The sequence below is a fragment of the Pseudomonas xantholysinigenes genome, from assembly GCF_014268885.2.
Lineage (GTDB): Bacteria > Pseudomonadota > Gammaproteobacteria > Pseudomonadales > Pseudomonadaceae > Aquipseudomonas > Aquipseudomonas xantholysinigenes.
The window spans coordinates 2,107,026-2,127,388 of the sequence record NZ_CP077095.1 but is presented as its reverse complement, the minus strand read 5'-3'; the positions used below and the strand labels follow the sequence as shown (position 1 = coordinate 2,127,388).

The 20,363-nt window shown below is 65.3% G+C and carries 18 protein-coding genes; 13 read left to right on the top strand and 5 right to left on the bottom strand.

Going from position 1 to position 20,363, the window contains the following annotated elements; translation table 11 throughout:
• The first annotated feature begins 24 nt into the window (after nt 1-24).
• The 5 genes from HU772_RS09575 (at nt 25) to HU772_RS09555 (ending at nt 8,099) form a co-directional block, all read left to right on the top strand.
• Nucleotides 25-3,216 carry a hybrid sensor histidine kinase/response regulator gene (locus HU772_RS09575; protein WP_186661002.1) on the top strand — a complete coding sequence of 1,064 codons (3,192 nt, stop codon included), beginning with the start codon at nt 25-27 and terminating at the stop codon, nt 3,214-3,216.
• A gap of 69 nt (nt 3,217-3,285) precedes the next feature.
• A complete protein-coding gene (locus tag HU772_RS09570) occupies nt 3,286-3,933 on the top strand; it encodes a response regulator (protein ID WP_186661004.1) in 648 nt (215 codons plus the stop codon).
• Between the two features lie 115 nt (nt 3,934-4,048).
• Nucleotides 4,049-4,648: a fimbrial protein gene (locus tag HU772_RS09565; RefSeq protein ID WP_186661005.1), complete on the top strand. Its 600-nt coding sequence runs from the start codon at nt 4,049-4,051 to the stop codon at nt 4,646-4,648.
• Nucleotides 4,649-4,719: 71 nt separating this feature from the next.
• Nucleotides 4,720-5,472 (top strand): fimbrial biogenesis chaperone, encoded by a 753-nt coding sequence (locus tag HU772_RS09560; RefSeq protein WP_186661006.1) that lies wholly within the window; start codon nt 4,720-4,722, stop codon nt 5,470-5,472.
• A gap of 86 nt (nt 5,473-5,558) precedes the next feature.
• Nucleotides 5,559-8,099 (top strand): fimbria/pilus outer membrane usher protein, encoded by a 2,541-nt coding sequence (locus tag HU772_RS09555; RefSeq protein ID WP_186661007.1) that lies wholly within the window; start codon nt 5,559-5,561, stop codon nt 8,097-8,099.
• Nucleotides 8,100-8,109: 10 nt separating this feature from the next.
• On the opposite strand, the gene bla is transcribed toward HU772_RS09555, so the two are convergent.
• The gene (gene bla, locus HU772_RS09550; RefSeq protein ID WP_186661008.1) at nt 8,110-8,982 is read right to left on the bottom strand and encodes a class A beta-lactamase; all 873 of its coding nucleotides are present in this window, start codon (nt 8,980-8,982) and stop codon (nt 8,110-8,112) included.
• Nucleotides 8,983-9,446: 464 nt separating this feature from the next.
• Between bla and HU772_RS09545 the strand changes: the two genes are divergently transcribed.
• From HU772_RS09545 to HU772_RS09515, 7 genes are all read left to right on the top strand, one after another.
• A complete protein-coding gene (locus tag HU772_RS09545) occupies nt 9,447-10,487 on the top strand; it encodes an alpha/beta hydrolase family protein (RefSeq protein ID WP_186661009.1) in 1,041 nt (346 codons plus the stop codon).
• 126 nt (nt 10,488-10,613) lie between these two features.
• On the top strand, nt 10,614-11,021 hold the full coding sequence (locus HU772_RS09540) for a hypothetical protein (RefSeq protein ID WP_186661010.1): 408 nt from the start codon (nt 10,614-10,616) through the stop codon (nt 11,019-11,021).
• A 248-nt stretch (nt 11,022-11,269) separates the two neighbouring features.
• Nucleotides 11,270-11,854 (top strand): GNAT family N-acetyltransferase, encoded by a 585-nt coding sequence (locus tag HU772_RS09535; protein WP_186661012.1) that lies wholly within the window; start codon nt 11,270-11,272, stop codon nt 11,852-11,854.
• A gap of 26 nt (nt 11,855-11,880) precedes the next feature.
• Nucleotides 11,881-12,606, top strand: coding sequence for an iron-containing redox enzyme family protein (locus tag HU772_RS09530; protein WP_186661013.1), 726 nt, complete (start codon nt 11,881-11,883; stop codon nt 12,604-12,606).
• A gap of 20 nt (nt 12,607-12,626) precedes the next feature.
• The gene (locus tag HU772_RS09525) at nt 12,627-13,847 is read left to right on the top strand and encodes an MFS transporter (RefSeq protein ID WP_186661014.1); all 1,221 of its coding nucleotides are present in this window, start codon (nt 12,627-12,629) and stop codon (nt 13,845-13,847) included.
• 35 nt (nt 13,848-13,882) lie between these two features.
• Nucleotides 13,883-15,118, top strand: a complete 1,236-nt coding sequence (locus tag HU772_RS09520; RefSeq protein ID WP_186661016.1) for a trans-sulfuration enzyme family protein — start codon at nt 13,883-13,885, stop codon at nt 15,116-15,118.
• Nucleotides 15,115-15,342 (top strand): hypothetical protein, encoded by a 228-nt coding sequence (locus HU772_RS09515; protein ID WP_186661017.1) that lies wholly within the window; start codon nt 15,115-15,117, stop codon nt 15,340-15,342. The genes HU772_RS09520 and HU772_RS09515 overlap by 4 nt, the downstream gene beginning before the upstream one ends.
• A 10-nt stretch (nt 15,343-15,352) precedes the next feature.
• Here the strand turns inward: HU772_RS09515 and HU772_RS09510 are convergent, their stop codons facing one another.
• The 3 genes from HU772_RS09510 to HU772_RS09500 all read right to left on the bottom strand — a co-directional run bounded on the left by HU772_RS09510 (nt 15,353) and on the right by HU772_RS09500 (nt 18,547).
• Complete coding sequence (locus HU772_RS09510) at nt 15,353-16,318, bottom strand: GlxA family transcriptional regulator (protein ID WP_186661019.1); 966 nt, start codon at nt 16,316-16,318, stop codon at nt 15,353-15,355.
• 171 nt (nt 16,319-16,489) lie between these two features.
• Complete coding sequence (locus HU772_RS09505) at nt 16,490-17,068, bottom strand: outer membrane beta-barrel protein (RefSeq protein WP_186661021.1); 579 nt, start codon at nt 17,066-17,068, stop codon at nt 16,490-16,492.
• Between the two features lie 531 nt (nt 17,069-17,599).
• The gene (locus HU772_RS09500; RefSeq protein ID WP_186661035.1) at nt 17,600-18,547 is read right to left on the bottom strand and encodes a LysR family transcriptional regulator; all 948 of its coding nucleotides are present in this window, start codon (nt 18,545-18,547) and stop codon (nt 17,600-17,602) included.
• A gap of 384 nt (nt 18,548-18,931) precedes the next feature.
• On the opposite strand from HU772_RS09500, the gene HU772_RS09495 reads away from it, so the two are divergent.
• Nucleotides 18,932-19,441, top strand: a complete 510-nt coding sequence (locus tag HU772_RS09495; RefSeq protein ID WP_186661023.1) for a ProQ/FinO family protein — start codon at nt 18,932-18,934, stop codon at nt 19,439-19,441.
• 73 nt (nt 19,442-19,514) lie between these two features.
• On the opposite strand, the gene HU772_RS09490 is transcribed toward HU772_RS09495, so the two are convergent.
• Nucleotides 19,515-20,336, bottom strand: coding sequence for a MipA/OmpV family protein (locus HU772_RS09490; protein WP_186661025.1), 822 nt, complete (start codon nt 20,334-20,336; stop codon nt 19,515-19,517).
• Between the last annotated feature and the right edge of the window lie 27 nt (nt 20,337-20,363).

Genomic DNA, 20,363 nt, shown 5'->3' with positions numbered 1-20,363 from the left:
GGCCTGCCGGATTGCCCTGCCCCCATGAAACAGTACAACGCCCTGCTGGAAAACCTTGCCCGCAGCTCACTGCGCCTGAACAAAGGCATGACCGCGCTGCTGGGCCTGGCCCTGCTGCTGCTGGCATTCAGCATCTGGTCGGTCCAGCGCCTGGTCGACGAGCACAACGATACGGTGAGCATTCACTTCGCCCGGCTGATGGAAAACATCCGCGAGCAGGAAAGCTTCCTCCGCGCCCTGGTGCGCCAGAGTGTCGACGGCGAACTGCTTGATCGCCAGCGCCCGCTCGAGCCGGTGCTCATCCCCTTGCCCGAGGATGGCCCGGAGATTTTCGAAGGCCAGGCCTTTTCCTTCTCCCTGCCGTTCAGCGTCAAGCTAGAACGCGGACGGGTCGACACCGGCGAGATTCCCCGCATCTTCAGCCAGGGGGCGAACCTGGCCAGCTTCTACAGCCATTTCTGGTCGGCGGCGCACTATCGCTCGCCCCAGGTTTTCCTGTTCGCCCCCGCCCGTCATTACGACATCGCCGTGCCCGCCGCCGGGCGCGGACGCGGTCAGGCCGTGGCTGGCAACGAAACGTTCACCGAGGTGATCCGCCAAGTCAGCGCGCGCCTGCCCGAGGCGGCGGCCTGGCCCGCCGGCCAGGATATCCTCTGGCGCAGCTACGTCGAACAGCCGGACCGGGCTTCCCCAGCGCGAGTGCTGGCCTACGCCAACCTCCCGGGGCGCATCCCGGGCGAGCGCTTCCAGGCGGCATCACTGGTGGACCTGGCCCAGATCAACGACTTCGAACGCATCATGGCCTGGACCGTGTACGACCGCTTCACCCTGATCGCCCCATCCGGAGTGACCTTGATCGGTGAGCCGACACCCCTGGACACCCTCGACGAAGGCCTCAACTTCAAGGCCGAAGGCCTGGTCTTCCGCCTGCACGAACAGGCCAACGGCGGTTGGAGCGCGGTGTACACCGTGACCTACCGGCACTTCTTCCGCTATGCGTTCTGGTCGCTGGCCAGCCTCGCGGCAACCTTGCTGGTGCTCATCGGCCTGGGCCGGTTCGCCGTGCGCTGGTACCAGCGTCGGGTCATCCTGCCGGCGCGCGCGGCCCATGAAACCATCGCCGAGAGCGAAGCCTTCAGCCGTGTGCTGATCGATACCGCGCCGACCGGGCTGTGCGTGGTACGCAACGCCGACCATGCCGTGCTCCTGGAGAACCAGCGCGCCCAGCACTGGCACGGCACCGGCGAGCTGATCAAAAGGCTTGCCCCGCAGCTGGACAACACCCGCAGCGGCGAGCATCACCTGCAGATCGACGGCCGTCATTTCGAAGTCGGCTTCGTCTCGACCCGCTACCAGGGTGAAGACGTCAAGCTGTTCGCCTTCAACGATGTCACCCGCCACATCGAGGACGCCCAGGCGCTCGAGGACGCCCGCCGCGCCGCCGATGCCGCCAACCAGGCCAAGACCCTGTTCCTAGCGACCATGAGCCATGAAATCCGCACCCCGTTGTATGGCGTGCTGGGCACCCTCGAGCTGCTTGGCCTGACAACGCTGGACAGCCGCCAGCAAGGCTACCTGCACACCATCCAGCGCTCCTCGGCGACGCTGTTCCAGCTGATCAGCGACGTGCTCGACGTGTCGAAGATCGAGTCCGGGCAAATGGCCCTGGAGCCCGTGGCCTTCTGCCCGCTGGACCTACTCGAGGACACCTTGCGCACCTATCGCGCGTTCGCCGAGCGCAAAGGCCTGCTGCTGTATGCCTGCACCGATGCCAGCCTGCCGGCCCAGGTGGTCGGCGACCCGATACGCATCCGGCAGATTCTCAACAACCTGCTGAGCAATGCCATCAAGTTCACCGACAGCGGCCGGGTGGTGCTACGCACCCGGGTGCTGGCGATCGATGCCAGCCAGGTCAGCCTGGAGTGCCAGGTGACCGACACCGGCATCGGTATCTCCGAAGCACAACAGGCCAGGCTCTTCGAGCTGTTCTACCAGGTCATGGATGCCACCAGCGAGGGCGGCGCGGGCCTGGGCCTGCCGATCTGCGGCTGGCTCGCCGAGATGATGGGCGGGCAGATCAAGGTGGTCAGCGAGCCTGGGCTGGGCAGCAGCTTCTCGCTCAAGGTCAGCCTGCCGCTGGCCGCAGGCGCACTGGGCGACTGCCCGCAGGTCACGGCCGATCCGACCCCGGTGTATGTCCGCGCGCCGATCCCGGAGCTGGCCCAGCATTGCGTCGACTGGCTGCAGCGCCTGGGCCTCGCCGCGACCCTGACGATCCCAGCGCAGGAACAGAGCAACCCCCAGGCCCTGTTGGTGGACCTGCTCTACGCTGCGGGCGCCGAGCCCTGGCATGGCCTGCGGATCTGCGCCAGCAGCGACGGCCCCGTGCCCGGAGCCTGGGTCGATGGTCGCTGGTGGGTGGACATGCATGATGTACGCGCCATCGCCCGAGTCATCGGCCAGATCCGTCTGGGCAACACGGCACATGACCTGCACACAGCGCAACAGCAGCGCGCGGCCCTGCGCCTGCACATTCTCGTGGCCGAGGACAACCCGATCAACCAGGCGATCCTGCAGGAGCAACTCGAGGCGCTCGGCTGCACCACGGTGGTCGCGGCCAATGGCGAGCAAGCCATGCTGCGTTGGCAGCCTGGCGCGTTCGATGGCGTGCTGACCGACGTCAACATGCCCTTGATGAACGGCTACGAACTGGCCAGGGCCCTGCGCCAGCACGATGCCCACTTGCCGATCATCGGCGTTACCGCCAATGCCCTGCGCGAAGAAGGCCAACGCTGCCTCGAGGTCGGCATGAATGCCTGGATGGTCAAGCCGCTGAGCCTGCAGGCCCTGCGCAGCCACCTGGTCCGACTGTGCCGGCCAAGCCTGGGCGAGCCCCCTCGCGACGACGCGCCCGCGCCTCCCGTCGCGCTCGACACGGTGCACTTGTCGCCCGCCATGCGCGCGCTGTTCGTCAGCACCCTGCAAGCAGACATCGACTACCTGCAACTGGCCCTGGAACAGGGCGACAGCCAACGCCTCGGCGAACGCCTGCACAGCCTCGCCGGCGCCCTCGGCGCGGTCCAGGCCAGCGCCCTGGCCGAGCAGTGCTGCGCGCTGGAAAACGAACTGCTTGGCGCGACGCTCGACGCGCCCCTGGCCGGGCGCGTGCGCGCGGTGCTGGACAGGCTCTCGGCAATTCTCGCCAGCCTCGAATAGAATCCACTTCAGCGCTGGGCAGCAATGGAACAAACCCTCTCATCCGCATCGGCTAACGGGTCGTCTTTTATGGAAAAACTCAAGGTCATCATCGCCGACGATCACCCCATCGTGCTGCTCGGCGTCCGCGAACTGGTCGAGCGCGACACGCGCTTCGCCGTGGTCGGTGAAGCCGTCTGCTCGCAAGGGTTGGTCGAACTGCTCGAACGCCAGGCGGTGGACGTGGTCATCTCCGACTACAACATGCCGGCCGACTCGCCCTATGGCGATGGCCTGAAACTCATCGACTACCTCAAGCGCCATTACCCGGCGGTGCGCATCCTGGTCCTGACCATGATTTCCAACCCGCTGATCCTGACGCGCCTGCACGAACTGGGCGTGGACGGCGTGATCCAGAAGAACCAGTTGCACGGCGAAATCGAAAAAGCCCTCAATGCCATTGCCCGCAACAGTGTCTACCGTGCCCCGGAACCGCCACGGCAGTCGGTGATCCCCTGTACCACGGCCCTCGACCAGCGGGTGGAAAACCTGTCGCCCAAGGAGTTTGAAATATTGCGCCTGTTCGTCGCCGGGCAAAGCGTGAGCGAAATCGCCCGTAGCCAGCACCGCAGCACCAAGACCATCAGCGCGCAAAAAGTCTCGGCCATGCGCAAACTTGACGTTAATAGCGATCAGGAACTTCTCGCTTATTGCCTGGCCGGCAATATATTCAATTGAAACAGCGGCACACCTGAACCATTAAGATTCGTCTGATGTGCCGAAAAGTCCATGCGACTTATCGTGAGCCTGCATTTTACATGCAGCACTTACTCATAATCGCATGGACATCAACATGAAAAAGTTCTCCCTGGCCGCTTTGACCCTGTCGCTGATCACCGCCTCCGCCGGCGCCTTTGCTGCCGAGCCCAGCGGGCCGGTCAACGGTGGCAGCGGCAAGATCTCCTTCACCGGCGTGATCAACAATGACGCCTGTTCGGTCGATGGCGCCAACGCCGACCGCGTGATCGCCGTGGACATGGGCACTGTGTCGATCAAGGACATGGGCACCGCCGAGAACCCAGCGTCGGGCCGTGTCACCGGCAAGGACTTCAACCTCAACGTCAACTGCAACGTAGGCACCAAGGTATCCATGCTGTTCGACGCCAACAGCGGCGGTTCGGGCCTGGTGACCGGCAAGAAGGTCCTGGCCCTGACCAAGGGCACCGGCACTGCCGCCAACGTCGGCATCGCCCTGCTCGACCCTAACGGCAACCTGATCGACCTGAGCTCGGCGGCCACCGCCAAGATCCAGAGCGAAGTCCATGGCACTGGCGCCGCGGGCGGTGACGCCACCCTGAGCTTCTCCGCGGCCTACGTGACCACCGGCGCCGCCGGCAGCGCCACCGCCGGTCGTGGTGATGCCACCCTGCCGTTCATCCTGCAGTACGAGTAACCACCCCGCAGGTGCCCCATGCGCGAGGCTGCAAAGCCTCGCCACTTCTTCACTCCGCAAGGTGCCCCACCATGTTGCGTCGTACTCTGTATCCCGTGCTTGGGTTGCTGGGCCTGTTCGTCGCCGCCCAGGCAAACGCCAGCATCTCCCTGAGCGCCACCCGCGTCGTGTTCGACGGCGCGCACAAGGAAGCCAACGTCACCGTGCGCAACGGCAACCAGGAAGTTCTGGTGCAATCCTGGGTGGATGCCGGCGACAGTGGCCTGGCACAGGTGCCATTCGCCATTACCCCGCCATTGGCCCGAGTGCTGCCCAAGCAGGAACAACTGCTGCGCATTCTCTATGAAGGCCAGGGCCTGCCAAGCGACCGCGAATCGGTGGTCTGGCTGAACGTCCAGGAAATCCCGCAAGCCAGCAGCCAAGCCAATACCCTGCAGTTGGCCGTGCGCCAACGCATCAAGATTTTCTTCCGCCCGGCCAACTTGCCCGGCAATGCCCTGCTGGCCCCGGAGCAGCTGGTCTGGCGCCTGACCCAGCAAGCGGGCAAGGCCCAGCTGACAGTCAACAACCCCAGCCTGTATCACGTCTCTATGGCCGATATCGAAGTGAAATACGGCAAGCAGAGCGTGCTCAGCGCCGACTCGACCATGATCGCGCCCGGCGCGCAGAAAACCTTTACTGGCCCAGGCGCACTGGCGAACAGCCCGATGACCCTGACCTTCAAAAGCATCAACGACTATGGCGCGCAGCATCAGTATTCGGCGCAACTGAACAGTGCCCAGCCGGCCAGCGCCAAGTCAGCCGAACCTGCCATCGCCTTCTGAAACCGTTGCGCTCTGATCTCGCGTGCTCCGTCGCGCGCGGCTTCCCCGTGCCCAGCCCGTGCCGGGACATGAAATAGGTTCCTCGTATGTCTTTGTCCACCGCCCCCCGCCGCGCACGCGGCGCCGACGAAGGCGCGCGCGCGCCTCGCCCAGCCTGGCAGCGCAATGCCCTGTCGCTGGTCATCTGCGCGACCCTGCCGGGCCTGGCCGCCGCCGAGGCCGACACGCAACTGCAAGGCTTCAACACCACGTTCCTGCAGGGCGCGCCATCGGCGGTCGACCTGCAACTGCTGCTGTCGGCCAACAGTGTGTTGCCGGGCAACTACCGGGTCGACCTGTACAGCAACGAAGTGCTGGTGGGCCGGCGCGACATCGACTTCAACCGCAACCCCGCCAGCGGGCGCGTGGAACCCTGCCTGACCCTGGAACTGCTCGAGCAACTGGGCATCGACATGGACAAGCTCAGGACCCAGGGGCGCCTGGACGCCGCGCAGGCCTGCCTGAACCTGCCGACACTGATCGACCAGGCCAGCCTGAGCTACGACTCGAGCCGCCTGCGCCTGGCCGCCAGCATTCCGCAGCTCGCCATGAAGCGTGGCCTGCGCGGCTATGTCGACCCGCAACTGTGGGATGCCGGGGTGTCCGCGGCGTTCATCAACTACCAGTTCAACACCAGTCGCAGCGCCGGCGACGACCAGACCCGCATCGCCAACAACCTGAGCCTGCGCAATGGCGTCAACCTGGCGGGCTGGCGCTTGCGCAACGAGTCGAACTTCAGCAGCGGCACCGGGCGGCCGGACAGCTTCAAGAGCAACCGCAGCTACCTGCAGCACGACGTGACCGCGCTCAAGGGCCAGTTCAGCGCCGGCGACATCTTCTCCGACACCGACCTGTTCGACAGCGTGCGCTACCGTGGCCTGAAGCTGGCCTCGGACGAAGGCATGCGCGCCGACAGCGAACGCGGCTATGCACCAGTGGTGCGTGGCGTGGCCCAGACCAGCGCCACGGTGGAGATCCGCCAGAACAACTACGTGCTGTACACCACCAGCGTCCCACCAGGGCCGTTCGAGATCAGTGACATCTACCCCAGCGGTTCCAACGGCGACCTGGAAATCACCATCATCGAGGCCGATGGCCGCCGACGGGTCAGCGTGCAAGCGTTCTCCAGCCTGCCGCTGATGGTCCGCGACGGCCAGGTGAAGTACAGCCTGTCCGCCGGCCGCTTCAACAGCAACAGCGATGGCCTGGCCACGCCGCAGATGCTCAGCACCACGCTGGCCTACGGCCTGTCCAACACCCTGACTGGCATCGTCGGCCTGCAAGCCACCGACAACTACAAGGCACTGGCCGTGGGCAGCGGCCTGAACACCCTGCTGGGCGCGTTTTCCGTCGACCTCACCCACTCCTCGAGCAAGGCCCAGGGCCAGACCACCCAGGGCAACAGCCTGCGGGCGCTGTATGCCAAGACCTTCACCGGTACCGACACCAACTTCACCCTGGCGGCCTATCGCTATTCCACCGAGGGCTTTCGCAGCCTCACCAGCCACATCGAGGACCTGAGCCATGACCTGCGCACGCGCAGCGGCAACTCCAAGACTCGCACCGACCTGACCGTCAACCAGAGCCTGGGCCGCAGCCGCGAGTTCGGCAGCCTGTACCTGACCGCCACCGACCAGCGCTACTGGAACCGTGGCGGCTCGCAGAGCCTGTCGGCCGGCTACAGCAACAACTGGGGCGACATCACCTACAACGTCGATGTCAGTCGCACCAAGGACCTGGGCAGCTACGGCCCGGCGAACGACGACACCCAGTTCAACCTCTCGGTGTCGTTCCCGCTGGGCAGCCGTGCGCGCGCCCCGCGCGCGTTCATCACCAGCACCACGCAAAAAGGCAACGCCACCACCCAGGCGGGCATCAACGGCTACCTGTCGGAAACCAGCGACACCTTCTACTCGGTCCAGGGTGGCCACAGCCGTACCAGCGGCGGGTCGGCCTCGGCCAACCTGAACACCCGCACCTCGGTGGCCGACATCAGCCTGGGCTACAGCCAGGGGCGCGGCTACGATTCGCAGAACCTGAACCTCGCCGGCGCGGTGGTCGCCCACGGTGGCGGCATCAACCTGGGCCAGACCGTCAGCGAGACCTTCGCCCTGGCCGAAGTGCCTGGGGTGAAGGGGGCGAAGATCAGCAGCTACAGCGGCGTGGAAACCGGGCGCAATGGCTATGCGGTCATCCCCAACGCCCAACCGTACCGGGTCAACTGGATCAGCCTGGACACCCGCGACCTGGGCGGCGACATCGAGATCGACAACGCCACCCAGCAGCTGGTGCCGCGTCGCGGCGCCGTGGTGCTGGCGCGCTACACCGGCAAGAGCGGACGCCGCGTGCAGTTCGAGCTGTTCGACGCCGGTGGCCAGCCGATGCCGTTTGGCGCCTCGGTCGAGGATGGCGAAGGCAAGCAGCTGGCGATCGCCGACCCGAGTGGCAAGGCGCTGGTGCTGCTGGAACACGACAAAGGCGACCTGACCCTGAAATGGGCCGAGCAGCAGTGCACGGCGCCTTACCAGTTGCCGGAACGGGACAAGGCAGTGAACTACGAACGCCTGCGCCTGGTGTGCCAGCCGTGAAGCCCAGCCTTCAGCTCGCCCACGCCGCCACCACGAGGCGCGTCGCCGCGGCGATCGGCGCGTGGCTCCACGGCGAGCCCTGCTCCGGGCCGCGGCTGAACACCACGACGATCCAAGGTGCCCGCCCCGGGGGCCAGACAATGCCGACATCGTTGGCCACGCCATAGTCGCCCGAACCGGTCTTGTCTCCCACCACCCACCCCTGCGGCACGCCGGCACGGATCCGCGCATCGCCGGTGGTGTTGCCCTTGAGCCAGTCCTGCAACTGCTGGCGACCGACGGCGCCCAGGCCATCGCCGAGCAGCAGGCGCTGCAAGGTGACGCCCATGGCCAAGGGCGTGGTGGTGTCACGCGGATCGCCCGGCAGCGCCGTGTTCAAGGTGGGTTCGTTGCGGTCCAGACGGAAGGTTGGGTCGCCGAGCTGGCGGGCGAAGGCGGTGAGCCCCGCCGGGCCACCGACCTGCTCCAGCAGCAGATTGCCGGCGGTGTTGTCGCTGTATTGCAGCGTGGCGGCGCACAGCTCGGCGACGGTCATGCCCGTGCCCACGTGCTGTTCGGTGATCGGCGAATAGACCACCAGCTGCCTGGCATCGTAGGCGATGCGGCGCTCCAGCAGCCCCTTGTCGGTCTGGCTGCGGTGCAGGATGGCACCGGCCAGCACGGCCTTGAAGGTGCTGCAGAAGGCGAAGCGTTGCTCGGCGCGGTAGGCCAGTTGCTTGCCGGTGGCGGTGTCGAGGGCCCACAGGCCGAGGGTGATGCCGGCGGATTGCTCGAGCTGTTGCAGCTGGCCTTGCAACGGCGCCGAGCCCCAGACCGGCAGCGCCAGGGCGGCGGAACAGCCCAGGGCACCCTGCAACAGGTGGCGGCGGCGGATGGATGGCATGTCAGGACCCCGTGGCAATGAAAGAGGGACGCAGGCTAGAGGGTTTTGCTGAGCACGCCAAGGCGTTTGCGCGGTGCCACGGCATAACCTGAGCCCCTCTTGCTGGCCGACCGGCAGCGGTACTAAGCTGCAGCCCTTTCAGGGTGTTGAGAATTGGCGTCCGACTTAGACTCGCCGGGGTCGCTTTGCGACCCTTTCCGACCGGTCCGACGCCTCGGCAAGGCCGCTCCAGGTGACCGTGCCGTCCTGTAGGAGCGGCCTTGTGTCGCGAAAGGGCTGCAACGCAGCCCCGGCAATCTTGAATTGAAGCGGCCACATCCGAAAAAACGCAAAGACCTTGAAAGGGCTGGTACTAAGCTGGGCAGCGCTGCACAAATACCCCTATTGGATTTTGCGGCATGCGATGGAACCGACAACCTGCTTCGGGTTGTTACGCGCGTGCGCGCTCAAGGACGACAACGCCATTGAAAACAGCTTTCAGCACCCTGCTGCTCACCTGCCTGGCTGCCAACGCATTCGCCGCCGACAGCACTGTCGGCTTCCAGTCCGCCACCCTGGCGGATACGCGCCAGGAGCGCGCGCTGGAAATGTTCGTCTGGTACCCCAGTGCAACAGCCTCGCCCGCGCGACTGATCGCCGACAATGCGGTGTTCGTCGGCGCCGCTGCCGTTGCCGATGCGCCCCCGGCAGCCGGCGAACACCCGCTGGTGGTGCTCTCCCACGGCTTCGGCGGAAACTGGAACAACCAGGCCTGGCTTGCCAGTACCCTGGCCCGGCAAGGCTACATCGTCGCGGCGGTCAACCACCCCGGCACCACCAGCCGCGACCGCAGCCCTCAAGCCGCGGCGCAGCTATGGCAACGGCCGGTGGACCTGAGCCGGGCCATTGACGCGGTCACGGCCGAACCGGAAAAATTTGGCCGGGTCGCGCCGCAACGCATTGCCGTGGTCGGCCATTCGCTGGGCGGCTGGACAGCCCTGGAAATCGCCGGTGCCCGCTTCGACCCGGACCGCTTCGCGCAGGACTGCCAAGACAAACCACGGCTGGCCAGTTGCAGCGTTTTCAAACAGATGAATCCCGCCAGCACCCCTGCCCTCAAGGACAGCCTGGCCGCCAGCCGGCGCGACCCGCGCGTCACTGCCGTCGTTTCGCTGGACCTGGGCCTGTCACGCGGGCTGACCGACGCAAGCCTCGCCGCGCTGTCGGTACCGACGCTGGTGATCGCCGCCGGCGCGCCCTCCGAGGCGCTTCCCGCCAGCCTTGAGTCCGCCGACCTGGCCAAGCGCCTGCCCTCAGCGTCGAGCCGTTACGTCGAAATTAGCGACGCCAGCCACTTCAGTTTCATGGCCGAGTGCAAGCCAGGCGCGGTGGCGGTGCTCGAAGAAGCCGTGCCTGGCGATGGCATCATCTGCCAGGATGGCGAAAACAGCCGCCCACGCGCAGTCATCCAACAGCAGGTCGCAGCGTTGATCAGCGCGTTTCTGGCACAACCTGCGGACGGTTGATGCTCGGGCAGCGGCAGGAACCTTGAGCTCGGCTAGGCTTGCAGCAGGCTCGTAGCGCAAGCGAGGCTGGCGATGACGGCGGCGCGTAGAAAGGACCTTGCCTGTTCCATCCTGTTGACCGCACCCATGCTTGCCTATGCCAGCCTGGGTGCCGACCCGCTGCATATCGGCAGCGGGTACCTCGTCGCCGTGCCCATGGCGACGCTGATCATGGGGCTGCTGCTGCGAGCGCCTGCCCTGTTTCTGAGCGGAACGACCGCGGGCGCGCTCGCCACCCTGGTGATCTACCTGCACCTCCTGTCCAGGCTCGCTCCATCCGACGGCCTGGCAGGGCTCGGCCACCTGTTTTCGCTACCCGGCTTGCTGGCTGGCGCGGGTGTGTCGGCCTGGCTGTTGCGCTATCGGGTGAAAGCACAGTTGCCATGGCTCGTCGCCGGTATCGGGTTTCTGGGCGTGGCCGCAGGCTTCATGGCCAGCCAGGTACTGCTGTGCAACACCCTGATGTACTGCGGGGCGCTGTCACTCTGGAGGTAAAAGGGTGACGCAGTACCTGGCACTGGCAACGCCGGTGTTCGCGGCGGTGCGGCGGTTCGACAAGCCCGCTCCCACAGGGGCCGCGCCAGATCGGGAATTTTCAACAAGACAATTGCACCCGCCCGCGCCAATCACCCTGGCGCACGCGATGTCGTCATTTTCTTCACCACTCTTGTCCTGTAACCGCCTGTTTTCCTCCGCCCCTCCTGCCTCCTAATGAGCGCACAGAACCTCCGACGGAGCACGGCATGCCGCAGGCAACACACCGCGAAACCCGCGAACAGGACACTCCCTACTGCACATTGCGTTGGCTCGATCGCATCGACCCACACGCTGGCCGGGCCATTGTCGAGCTGATCGATGCCACCACCGGCGACGGCGGCACCCTGGGCTATCGCCAGGCCATGAGCGCCGAGCAGGCCGATGCGTTCTGCCACGGCCTGCAACAAGCCATCGAGCAGGGACGCGGCCATGCACTGCTGGGTGAAAACGCCCAGGGCGCGGTGTGCTTCGCCATGATGACCCGCAGCGGCATGCCCAACTGCCGCCACCTGGCCGAACTGACCAAGGGTGTGGTGCATCCGCGTGACCGCGGACGTGGCCTGGTCCAGCAGGCCCTGGGTGAAATCGTTCAGCGCGCCCGGCAGATCGGCGTCGAGCAATTGACCCTGGATGTGCGCGAGGGAACCCGCGCCCATCGCCTGTGGAGCCGCCTGGGCTTTGTCTCCTTCGGCGTGCTGGAGGACTACGCACGTGTCGATGGCGTCCGCCATCGCGGCCACTACATGGCCCAGCGGGTCGAGCACCTGGCGACCCACCTCGGACTGAACTGACCCCGCCCCCAGACAAGGAGAGCCCCATGCTGCAAAGCCAACGCGAATTCAAGAAGACCCTGGAAGACACCCTGCACCGCCACCTGACCATGGCCCACCCGATCTTCCGCGAACTGCTCGACCCCAGCGCCAGGAACATCCACCTGCTGCGCAAGGTGGCCATGCAGGGGTATCAGCTGACCCGCTATTTCCTCACCTACGTCGAGCACCTGTTCTTCCACTGCCCCTCGCCTGCCTTCAAGCGCGCCCTGCTGATCAACTGCTACGAGGAAGAGACCGGCCGTCTGTCGCGAACCGACAACCACGTGACCTTGATGCAGAACTTCATTCGCGCCCTGGGCGTGAGCGACGCCGAACGCGACGCCGAGACGCCGCTGCCGGCCACCCAGCGCCTGATCGACTATCGCCTGGCCGCCGTGCGCGATCCGCAGCGCTATCATATCGGCGCGGCCGCGGTGATGATCGCCAGCGAAGGGCAGAACCTGGAAACCGTCGCCGACGAGGCCCGCCACGAGTTGCTGGGCAAGGTCTACGGCCTGACCGAGAAAGACCTGCTGTTCTTCTCCGTCCACCAAAAAGAAGACGTCGGCCACGTTGCCCAGGGCCTGGCCCTGGTCAGCACGCTCTGCGTCACCGAACAGATGCAGCGTGAAGCCTTGGAGGCGGTCGACCTCACCTGCCAGATGTTCTACGACATGTACGAAGACATGTACCGGCACTACTGCAAACCCGCCATCGCCGTTCCGGCCTGAGCCAGCCCGTGGGGACCGCCATGAACAAACAACACAGCGCCGCCCTGGTGGCCGGCGTACTCAGCGTCGGCTTCCTGGTCATGTTCTTTTCCAGTGCCATCAAGGGCCTGTTCCAGGTGTACTTCGTCGACCTGGCCGCGCACTTTGGCGGCAGCCGCTCCGCCCTGGCCACCGGCGGCACCCTGTTCGTCCTGACCATCGGCCTGGCCTCGCCACTGGTCGGTGCCCTGAGCGACCGCGTCGGGCCGCTGTGGACCGTGGTGCTCGGCAGTGTCTGCGGTGGCGTGGTGCTGCTCGGGGTCAGCCTGTTCGACACCCACCTGATGGTCTTCATCGTCTTGTATGGCCTGCTTGGCGCCTTCGCCCTGGCCGCCATGACCTACGTGCCGATGGGCATCCTGGTCGACCGCCTGGTGACGGAGAAGTCCAAGGCGTTCGCCTTTGCCGTGGTCACCAACGGTACCGCGATCGGCTTCGTGGTGCTGTCGCCGCTGTGGATCTGGCTGGCGCCGACGGTGCCATGGCAAACCCTGTTCGGCGGGGTCGGCCTGGTGTTCCTGCTGCCGCTGAGCGCGGCGCTGTTCTGGGTCGCCAGGACCGTGCCGCTGGCAGCGCAGCCGACCAGCGACAACCAGCCGACCTCCCTGGGCTTTCTGCTCGGTGACGCGCGCTTCCTGCTGCTGGCGTTGAGCTTCGCCACTTGCGGCGCGACCATGGCCTTCATCGATGTGCACCTGGTGCCCTACTGGCAGGGCGAAGGGGTGGCGCTGTCGGTCCAGGCCAGCAGCCTGAGCCTGCTCGGCGTGCTGGAACTGATCAGCGGCCTGCTCGCCGGCTGGCTGGCGACGCGCTACAACAAGGGCGCGCTGCTGGCGTTCTTCTACCTGCTGCGCTGCGCGGCGGTGGCCCTGCTGCTGGTCCAGCCCAGCACCACCTCGGTGTACCTGTTCGCGATCATCTTCGGCGCCAGCTACCTGGGGACCGTGGTACTGACCTCGGCCTTCTGCTTCGACCTCTACGGCAGCCAGATCAAGGGCAAGGTGTTCGGCGCGCTGTTCCTGGTGCACCAGCTGGGCGCCATGGCGGCCACCCAGCTGGGCGCCCTGGACTATGACCGCAACCACAGCTACCAGCTCACCGCGCTGGTGCTGACCGTGGCCACCGCCGCTGCCGCGGGCCTGTCCGCGCTGCTGCTGCCGTGGGGCCGCAAGGCGCCTGGCAAGACCCTGGCCGAGGCCTGATTACCTGTCATCACTGTGAGCAAGGAAGGCCTTCGATGAACCATGACAGCAATGAATACAACGCCAGCGCGGCCCTGCATGGCGGTCGCGACGAATCGTTCGCCGATGCATTCTGCGAACCCCTGGCGCTGACCTCGGCCTACACCTTCAGCTCGGCCCAGGATGCCTTCGAGAAATTCAGCGGCCAGCGCCAGGGCAACGTCTACAGCCGCTTCACCAACCCCACCGTGCGCACCTTCGAACGGCGCATGGCCGCGTTGGAGGGCGCGCAGGACGCCGCAGCGTTCGCCACCGGCATGGGCGCGATCACCGCCTTGTGCCATGCCTTGCTGCGCCAGGGCGACAACGTGGTGTGCAGCCGTGATGTGTTCGGCACCACAATCATCGCCCTGCGCAACTACATGGGGCGCTTCGGCATCGAGGTGCGCCTGGTGGAGCTGACCGACCTGGACGCCTGGGCGCGGCACATCGATGACAACACCCGCCTGGTGTTGCTGGAGTCGCCCTCCAACCCCCTGCTCAATGTCGCCGACCTGCGCGGCATCTGCCGCATCGCCCATGCCCATGGCGCCCGGGTAGCGGTGGACAACACCTTGCTCACCCCGGTGTTCCAGCGCCCCCACGCGTTCGGCGCGGACCTGGTGGTGCACTCGGCCGGCAAATACATCGACGGCCAGGGGCGTGCCCTGGCCGGCGTCATCACCGGCAGCAGCGAGCTGGTCGGCGAACTGCGCGGGGTGCTGCGCTCGCTGGGCATCTCGTGCAGCCCGTTCAATGCCTGGCTGCTGCTCAAGAGCCTGGAAACCCTGGAGGTGCGCATGGAGCGGGTGGCCGACAGCGCCCTGGCCCTGGCGTCCTGGCTGCGCCAACAAGCACAGGTGGAAGCGGTGCACTACACCGGGCTTGCCGAGCACCCGCAACATGCCTTGGCCAGCGAGCAACAGCATGGCCACGGCGGCCTGCTCAGCTTCCGCCTGCACGGGGGACGCCCGGCCGCCTGGGCCTGGATCGACGCCCTGCAACTGGTGGCGCGCTGCACCAACATTGGCGACACCCGCAGCATGGTCACCCACCCGGCCACCACCACGCACTGCCGCCTCAGCGCCGGGGAGCAACAGGCGGCCGGTATCTGCGAAGGCCTGGTGCGGCTTTCGGTCGGGCTGGAGCGCCTGGACGACCTCAAGACCGACCTGGACACGGCGTTCAGTGCCGCCAAGCGCAGCCTGCAAACACGCCCGGGCAATGCCCGGGTGTATGAGGTGGCGTCATGAGCCTGGCCTTGGCCGCCGGGCTGGCCATCGGCCTGACGGCGCTGCTGGTACAGGTACTGGCCCTGTGCAGCGTGGAAGCGGCCGAGGACCAGCCGCTGCCCTCGGGGCTGTGGCTGGTCCTCGGCGGTATCGTCGCGGTGCAGCTGTACGTGGCCAGTGAAGTGCCGCTGACCACGGTACTGCTGCATGTGCAGGGCGTGCTGCCGATGCTGACCTGCCATTGAAGCAGGTGCCTCACTCGGTCAGCGCAAGCTTGTGGTACTGCAACGGCGACAGGCTCATCTCCTTGTTCCAGGCCAGGCGCAAGGCATGGCTGCTGCTGAAACCGCAGCGCTCGGCAAGCAGTTCGGCAGGGATGCGCTGGGTTGCCAGCAGGTGCCGGGCATGGTCGATGCGCAGCTTGCCGAGAAAGCCCTTGAGGGTCATTCCGGCATGGCTGCGGAACAGCCGCGCCAGGTGCCGGTAGCTGAGGTTGAAATGGCGGGCCAGGTCCTCGACCACGATCGGCTGGGTAAAGTGCTGTTCAAGAAAGTCCTGCACATCATGGATCAACGGGTGGATATGGTTGCGGGCCAGGTCACGCGCGCTCAGCTGCGGGTCATTACCCGCCCGGCGCCGGTAGATGACCAGCTCCTGGGCGACCTGGTTGGCTTGCTGACGGCCCAGGTGCTGGCGAATCAGTTGCAAGGTCAGGTCGATGCCGGTCGAGACGCCGGCCGAGGTATACAGGTTGCCGTCCTGCACGAACAGCTGGTTGTCCACCACCCGGGCCCGGGGAAAGCGCTGCTGGAGCTGCGCGGCATAGCGATGGTGGGTGGTGCAGTCGCGCTCGTCGAGCAGGCCGGCCTCCCCAAGCAGGAAAGCCGCGGTACAGATCGAGCAGACCACCAGTCCCGCCGTGCTGCCCGCGACATCGCGCAACCAGCGCACCGCCTGCGCCTGCAACGGGTCGCTGCGCCCCGCCGGCAGCAGCTTGTGACCGATGACGAACAGCAGGTCGCCCTCGCCCAGCTGCGCCGGCATCGGCTCCAACCCGGCCAGCTGGATGGCCTGGAAACAACTGATCTGCGGCGAGGGGCCGATGCAGCGCACCTGCAACGGGGCGATACCCAGTTCGGGGCAGGTTGAAATCACCTGCAGCGGCCCGGCAAGGTCGAGGATATGCGTGTTGGGCAACAGCAGGAACCAGGCAGTACGCATCGGAACATCCTTGTGATCAGGCAATCATCTGACGCCTTTGCAGCATGAATCGGACCAGGCATTTGCTCTCGGTATTCTTACACCGATCCTTGCGCAAATGCCCTGAAATTGTGCCGACTGCCACTGTCATGCGCCAATCTGGCGCAGAGGATGTAACCGATCCAGCCCGCCCTAGAAATACAACAGTGCCTGCACCGTCGCCGTGGTCTGCGCGCGGTCCCGGCCGTTGCCGAAGGGATGGTCTTCAGCCCGACCACTGAAGCGGTCATACCTGAGCTCCGGGCGCAGCGGCAAATTGCGGGTCGCCTCGTACCTGAGGCCAATCGTCAGGGCATTGAACGCACCCTGGGCGACCGAGACCGGAAACAGCGCAAAACCCTGCGGGTCGTCGAAGTGCTCGGCCCTGAGCGAAAAGGCAAGGTCGTCACGGACGCGGTAGCTGATGGATGTGTTGACGCCCCACCAGTGCGCCCCCGCAAAACCAGGGCCGTTGATGATATCCACGGTGTCCGGATGGCCATCGCCCGCCTGGCGCCCATACACCACCTCGGCACCGGCCGACCAACGTGTGTCGAATGCGTGCCAGCCGTTGAGCGAATGCTGTTGCTTGAATTGCCCGGCAGTGGCGATCAAGCGCGAGGTCGGCGCCTGCACATCGGCGAAGCTCTGGTTTTGTTCGTCACCGACAATGAACTCGTAATCGACCCAGGTCCGCAGGTCATTGGATCGCCAACGCAGCGCGCCGAGCACGGACTTCTGCTGGTTGTTGTCGAGGTGTCGTTGCGCGAGTAACCTGCATCGATGACGCCGTGGATGCGAATGCCGGTGTCCCGTTGCAGACCCGGCAACAGCCTGTCCGCCAGATCACCTTCACCGCCAGGGGAAGTGGCCGCCGCCGCATACAGCGGGCCGCAGAATGCCGCGCACAACAGCACGATTCGAGTACGCATGGTTTTACCTTTTTATTGTTATAGGCAGGCACCTGTTAGTTGGCGTGACAACAACATGAACTTCGGCAGACGGGCAGGCCACAAGAAAGCCGGCACGCTCGGCTAGATAGCGCTGGGTCGCTGTTTCCAGCACGGGTTATGTACCCGGCTATTCAATCAATTGCCGAGCTTGAACGTTCAGAACACAATTTCACGACAAAGCAAAACTTAAGTTCAATTGCACTTTGACGGTGCAGAAAAACTCTAATTTTTCGACCCGGTTAAATAAAGATGCCGATCTGGAGTTCTGTTCTCCAGTGTCCGCAAGAATTACCCATGGCAGCGCGCCGCCTCAGGAAAGGCTCGAGCGCTGCGTCGCCCAGAACCGAGGATCTTCCAACGTCAGACGGTGCCGCTCGAACGCCCCGGGCAGATGCGTCTTGAGATGCTCGACCCAGGTGCGGATCTTGGCATCGAGAAAACGCCGCGACGAATACAGGGCGTACACCTCGCGTGGATGCAGTTGACGGTCCGGCATCAGGCGCAACAAGCGCCCCTCGCTCAGTGCCTTGGCCGCGATGAAGCTCGGCAACAGGCAAATGCCCATGCCGCTGGCCGCGGCCTGGCACGCCGCCTCCAGCTGATTGACCCGCAACACGTTGTGAAACCTGAAGATCGCCTCTTTGTCGAAGTACCAGCCCTGCGGGTACAGCGGATCGGCGAGCATGATGCAGCGATGCCCCTGCAGCGCCGCCGGCCGGTCGGGCACACCATGCCGCTGCAGGTAGGCCGGGGCGGCGCACAGCACGCTATGTACCTGGCCCAGCCGCTGGGCGACGAATTCCGAGTCCGGCAGGCCCAGTGACAACGTCACCTGTACATCCAGCCCTTCCTCGAGCAACGCTGGCGTCTCCTCGGTGAGCGACAGGTCGATGGCCACCTGCGGGTACTGTTCGAGGTAACTCGCCACCAACGGCATCAGGTACTCCAGGCCGAACTCGGTAATCGTGTGCAGGCGCAGGCAGCCGACCGCACGCGACTGGGCACTGGCGGCTTCGGCGGCGGCGGTATCGATCTCGGCGAAGATGGTCTTGCACCGTTTCAGGTAACGCTGCCCCGCCTCGGTCAGCGCGAGCGAACGGGTGGTGCGTTGTAGCAGCCGCGCGCGAAGCTGCTCTTCCAGCGCGGCGACTTGCCGCGAAACGGTCGGGGACGAAATTTCGAGTATCTGCGCCGCCTGGCAAAAGCTGCCGCTTTCCGCCACGCGCACGAAGGCCTGCATGCAGTGCAACAGATCCATGGCCATGCCCCTAGCCTCCCGCGCTGTCGAGCCCGCGCAAGGCCAGGGGGCTCCCAGGCCCCGCGCGCTGCGGCCAATCGTTGTTGCGCCTTGGACATGACGCCGAACCGGGCGCCGGACAGGAGGCCTGCAGGCAGTGCAAATGCATTGAACGCTTCTCTATGTATCGTATAGAGATATGATGTATCGCATAATGATACATCCAATGCTACAAAAGACAACCGCCACTGCTCGGCGGTAGAAGGCCAATCAGCATCGCCAGCAGCGGCAGACGCCGACGCGCCCACGAAAACCAATGACGATTTATCCTGTTGCTGCTGCTCCCAAGCGCTGCATGGCATATCCTTGCACCACGCAATCAACCTCGACGCAGTGAATTGAACGATGGGTTTTGAACAACTAGCTGAACTACGTGACCGCCTGCGGGCGGAAAAGCAACAGGCCAAGCCCGACAACGCGGCACGCCCCAAGCGCCAGTCCCCGCCACAGGCAAAGGCTCGTGAGCAGGATCCGGCGGTGCAAGCGATCTGGCCCTTGCAGAAGCATTTCCCCTTGGCCTTCCCGGTCAATCCGGCGCCCAAGGTCCCGCTCAAGGAGGGCATCTTCAAGGATGCCGAAGCGCATCTGGAGCTGCTTGGCATCACCAGCGAACAGCTCAAGCTGGGCATTTCCACCTGGTGCCGGGGCACGCGATACTGGGCCAGCATGGTGGAAAACGCGCCGCGCCTGGACTTGAACGGGCAAGCCGTCGGCACGGTGACCGCCGCTCAAGCGCTGCATGCCAAACGCCAGGCTTCACGGCAACGCAGCCAGGGCCGACGGGAGCGCGCCAAGGCCAAGCCCAGCGCCCCGGCAGCCACTCCGGTGGCCGACGCGGAACAGACCGCGGAGTAAGTTCGCGGCTCGAAGTGCACGCGAGTGCTCGAAACGCATATCGAGTACTCGCGCCTTGCGCCGAATGGCGGCGTCAGAATGTGTACTGCACCCCGACGGTCGAGGTGACCGGCGTATCCTGGCGGATGATCGGGCTATGGCGAACCTGGTCGGTGTAGTGCATCACATTCACACTGGCGATCGTCGACCAGTTGGCGTCGAACCGGTGCATCCATGACAGCTCGCCCGAGTAGGCATAGATGCCCTGGTCGGCCTTGAATCGATCGAAATCGGTGTTGTCACTTTGCTGGGCGGTGACGCCGAAGTAGGTCTGGTTGTACCTGGCCTGCCCCGCGTGCGCATTGACGCCCAGGGTGACGACGTCGGCGTCGCTCTGGTGCAGCGTGTTCAACAGGCCGAACTGATAGCTATTGCCGCGCTTGTAGCCACCGGTACGCAGTTCGGCACCGGCGGTGATCGCCAGCCAGGGCAGGACCTGCTGGGCCAGGTCGATGTCGACCACTGTCGAACCACCTACCTCCCCCATGCCTTTCAAATCGTCCGAGCCATCGCGGTACTTGCTTTTGCCGTCGGCACGGCCGAAGTCGTAGCCAAGCGAGAGGCTGGCACTGAAGCCGTTGTCGAACTGATGCTGGACGCCCACGCCCTTGAGGCTGTCGGCGAAGAAGATGCCGCGCTGGATGGTCACCGATGGCAACAGGTGACCCTGGCTGCCCTTCGCGCCCATGTAGCGCGGCGCGGCGTGCAGGGCGAAACCGGCAGTGACCTGGGTCTCTTCGCCCCAGATGCTGTCCAGTGCGGATTTGTCCTGGGCACTGGCCTGGCTGCAGGCCAGTGCCGCGTTAAGGGCAAGTGAAGTGCCCAGTATCTTCCTGATGGATGTTGATTCGAACATGCTCATGACTCGCTGGATAAGGTTTTC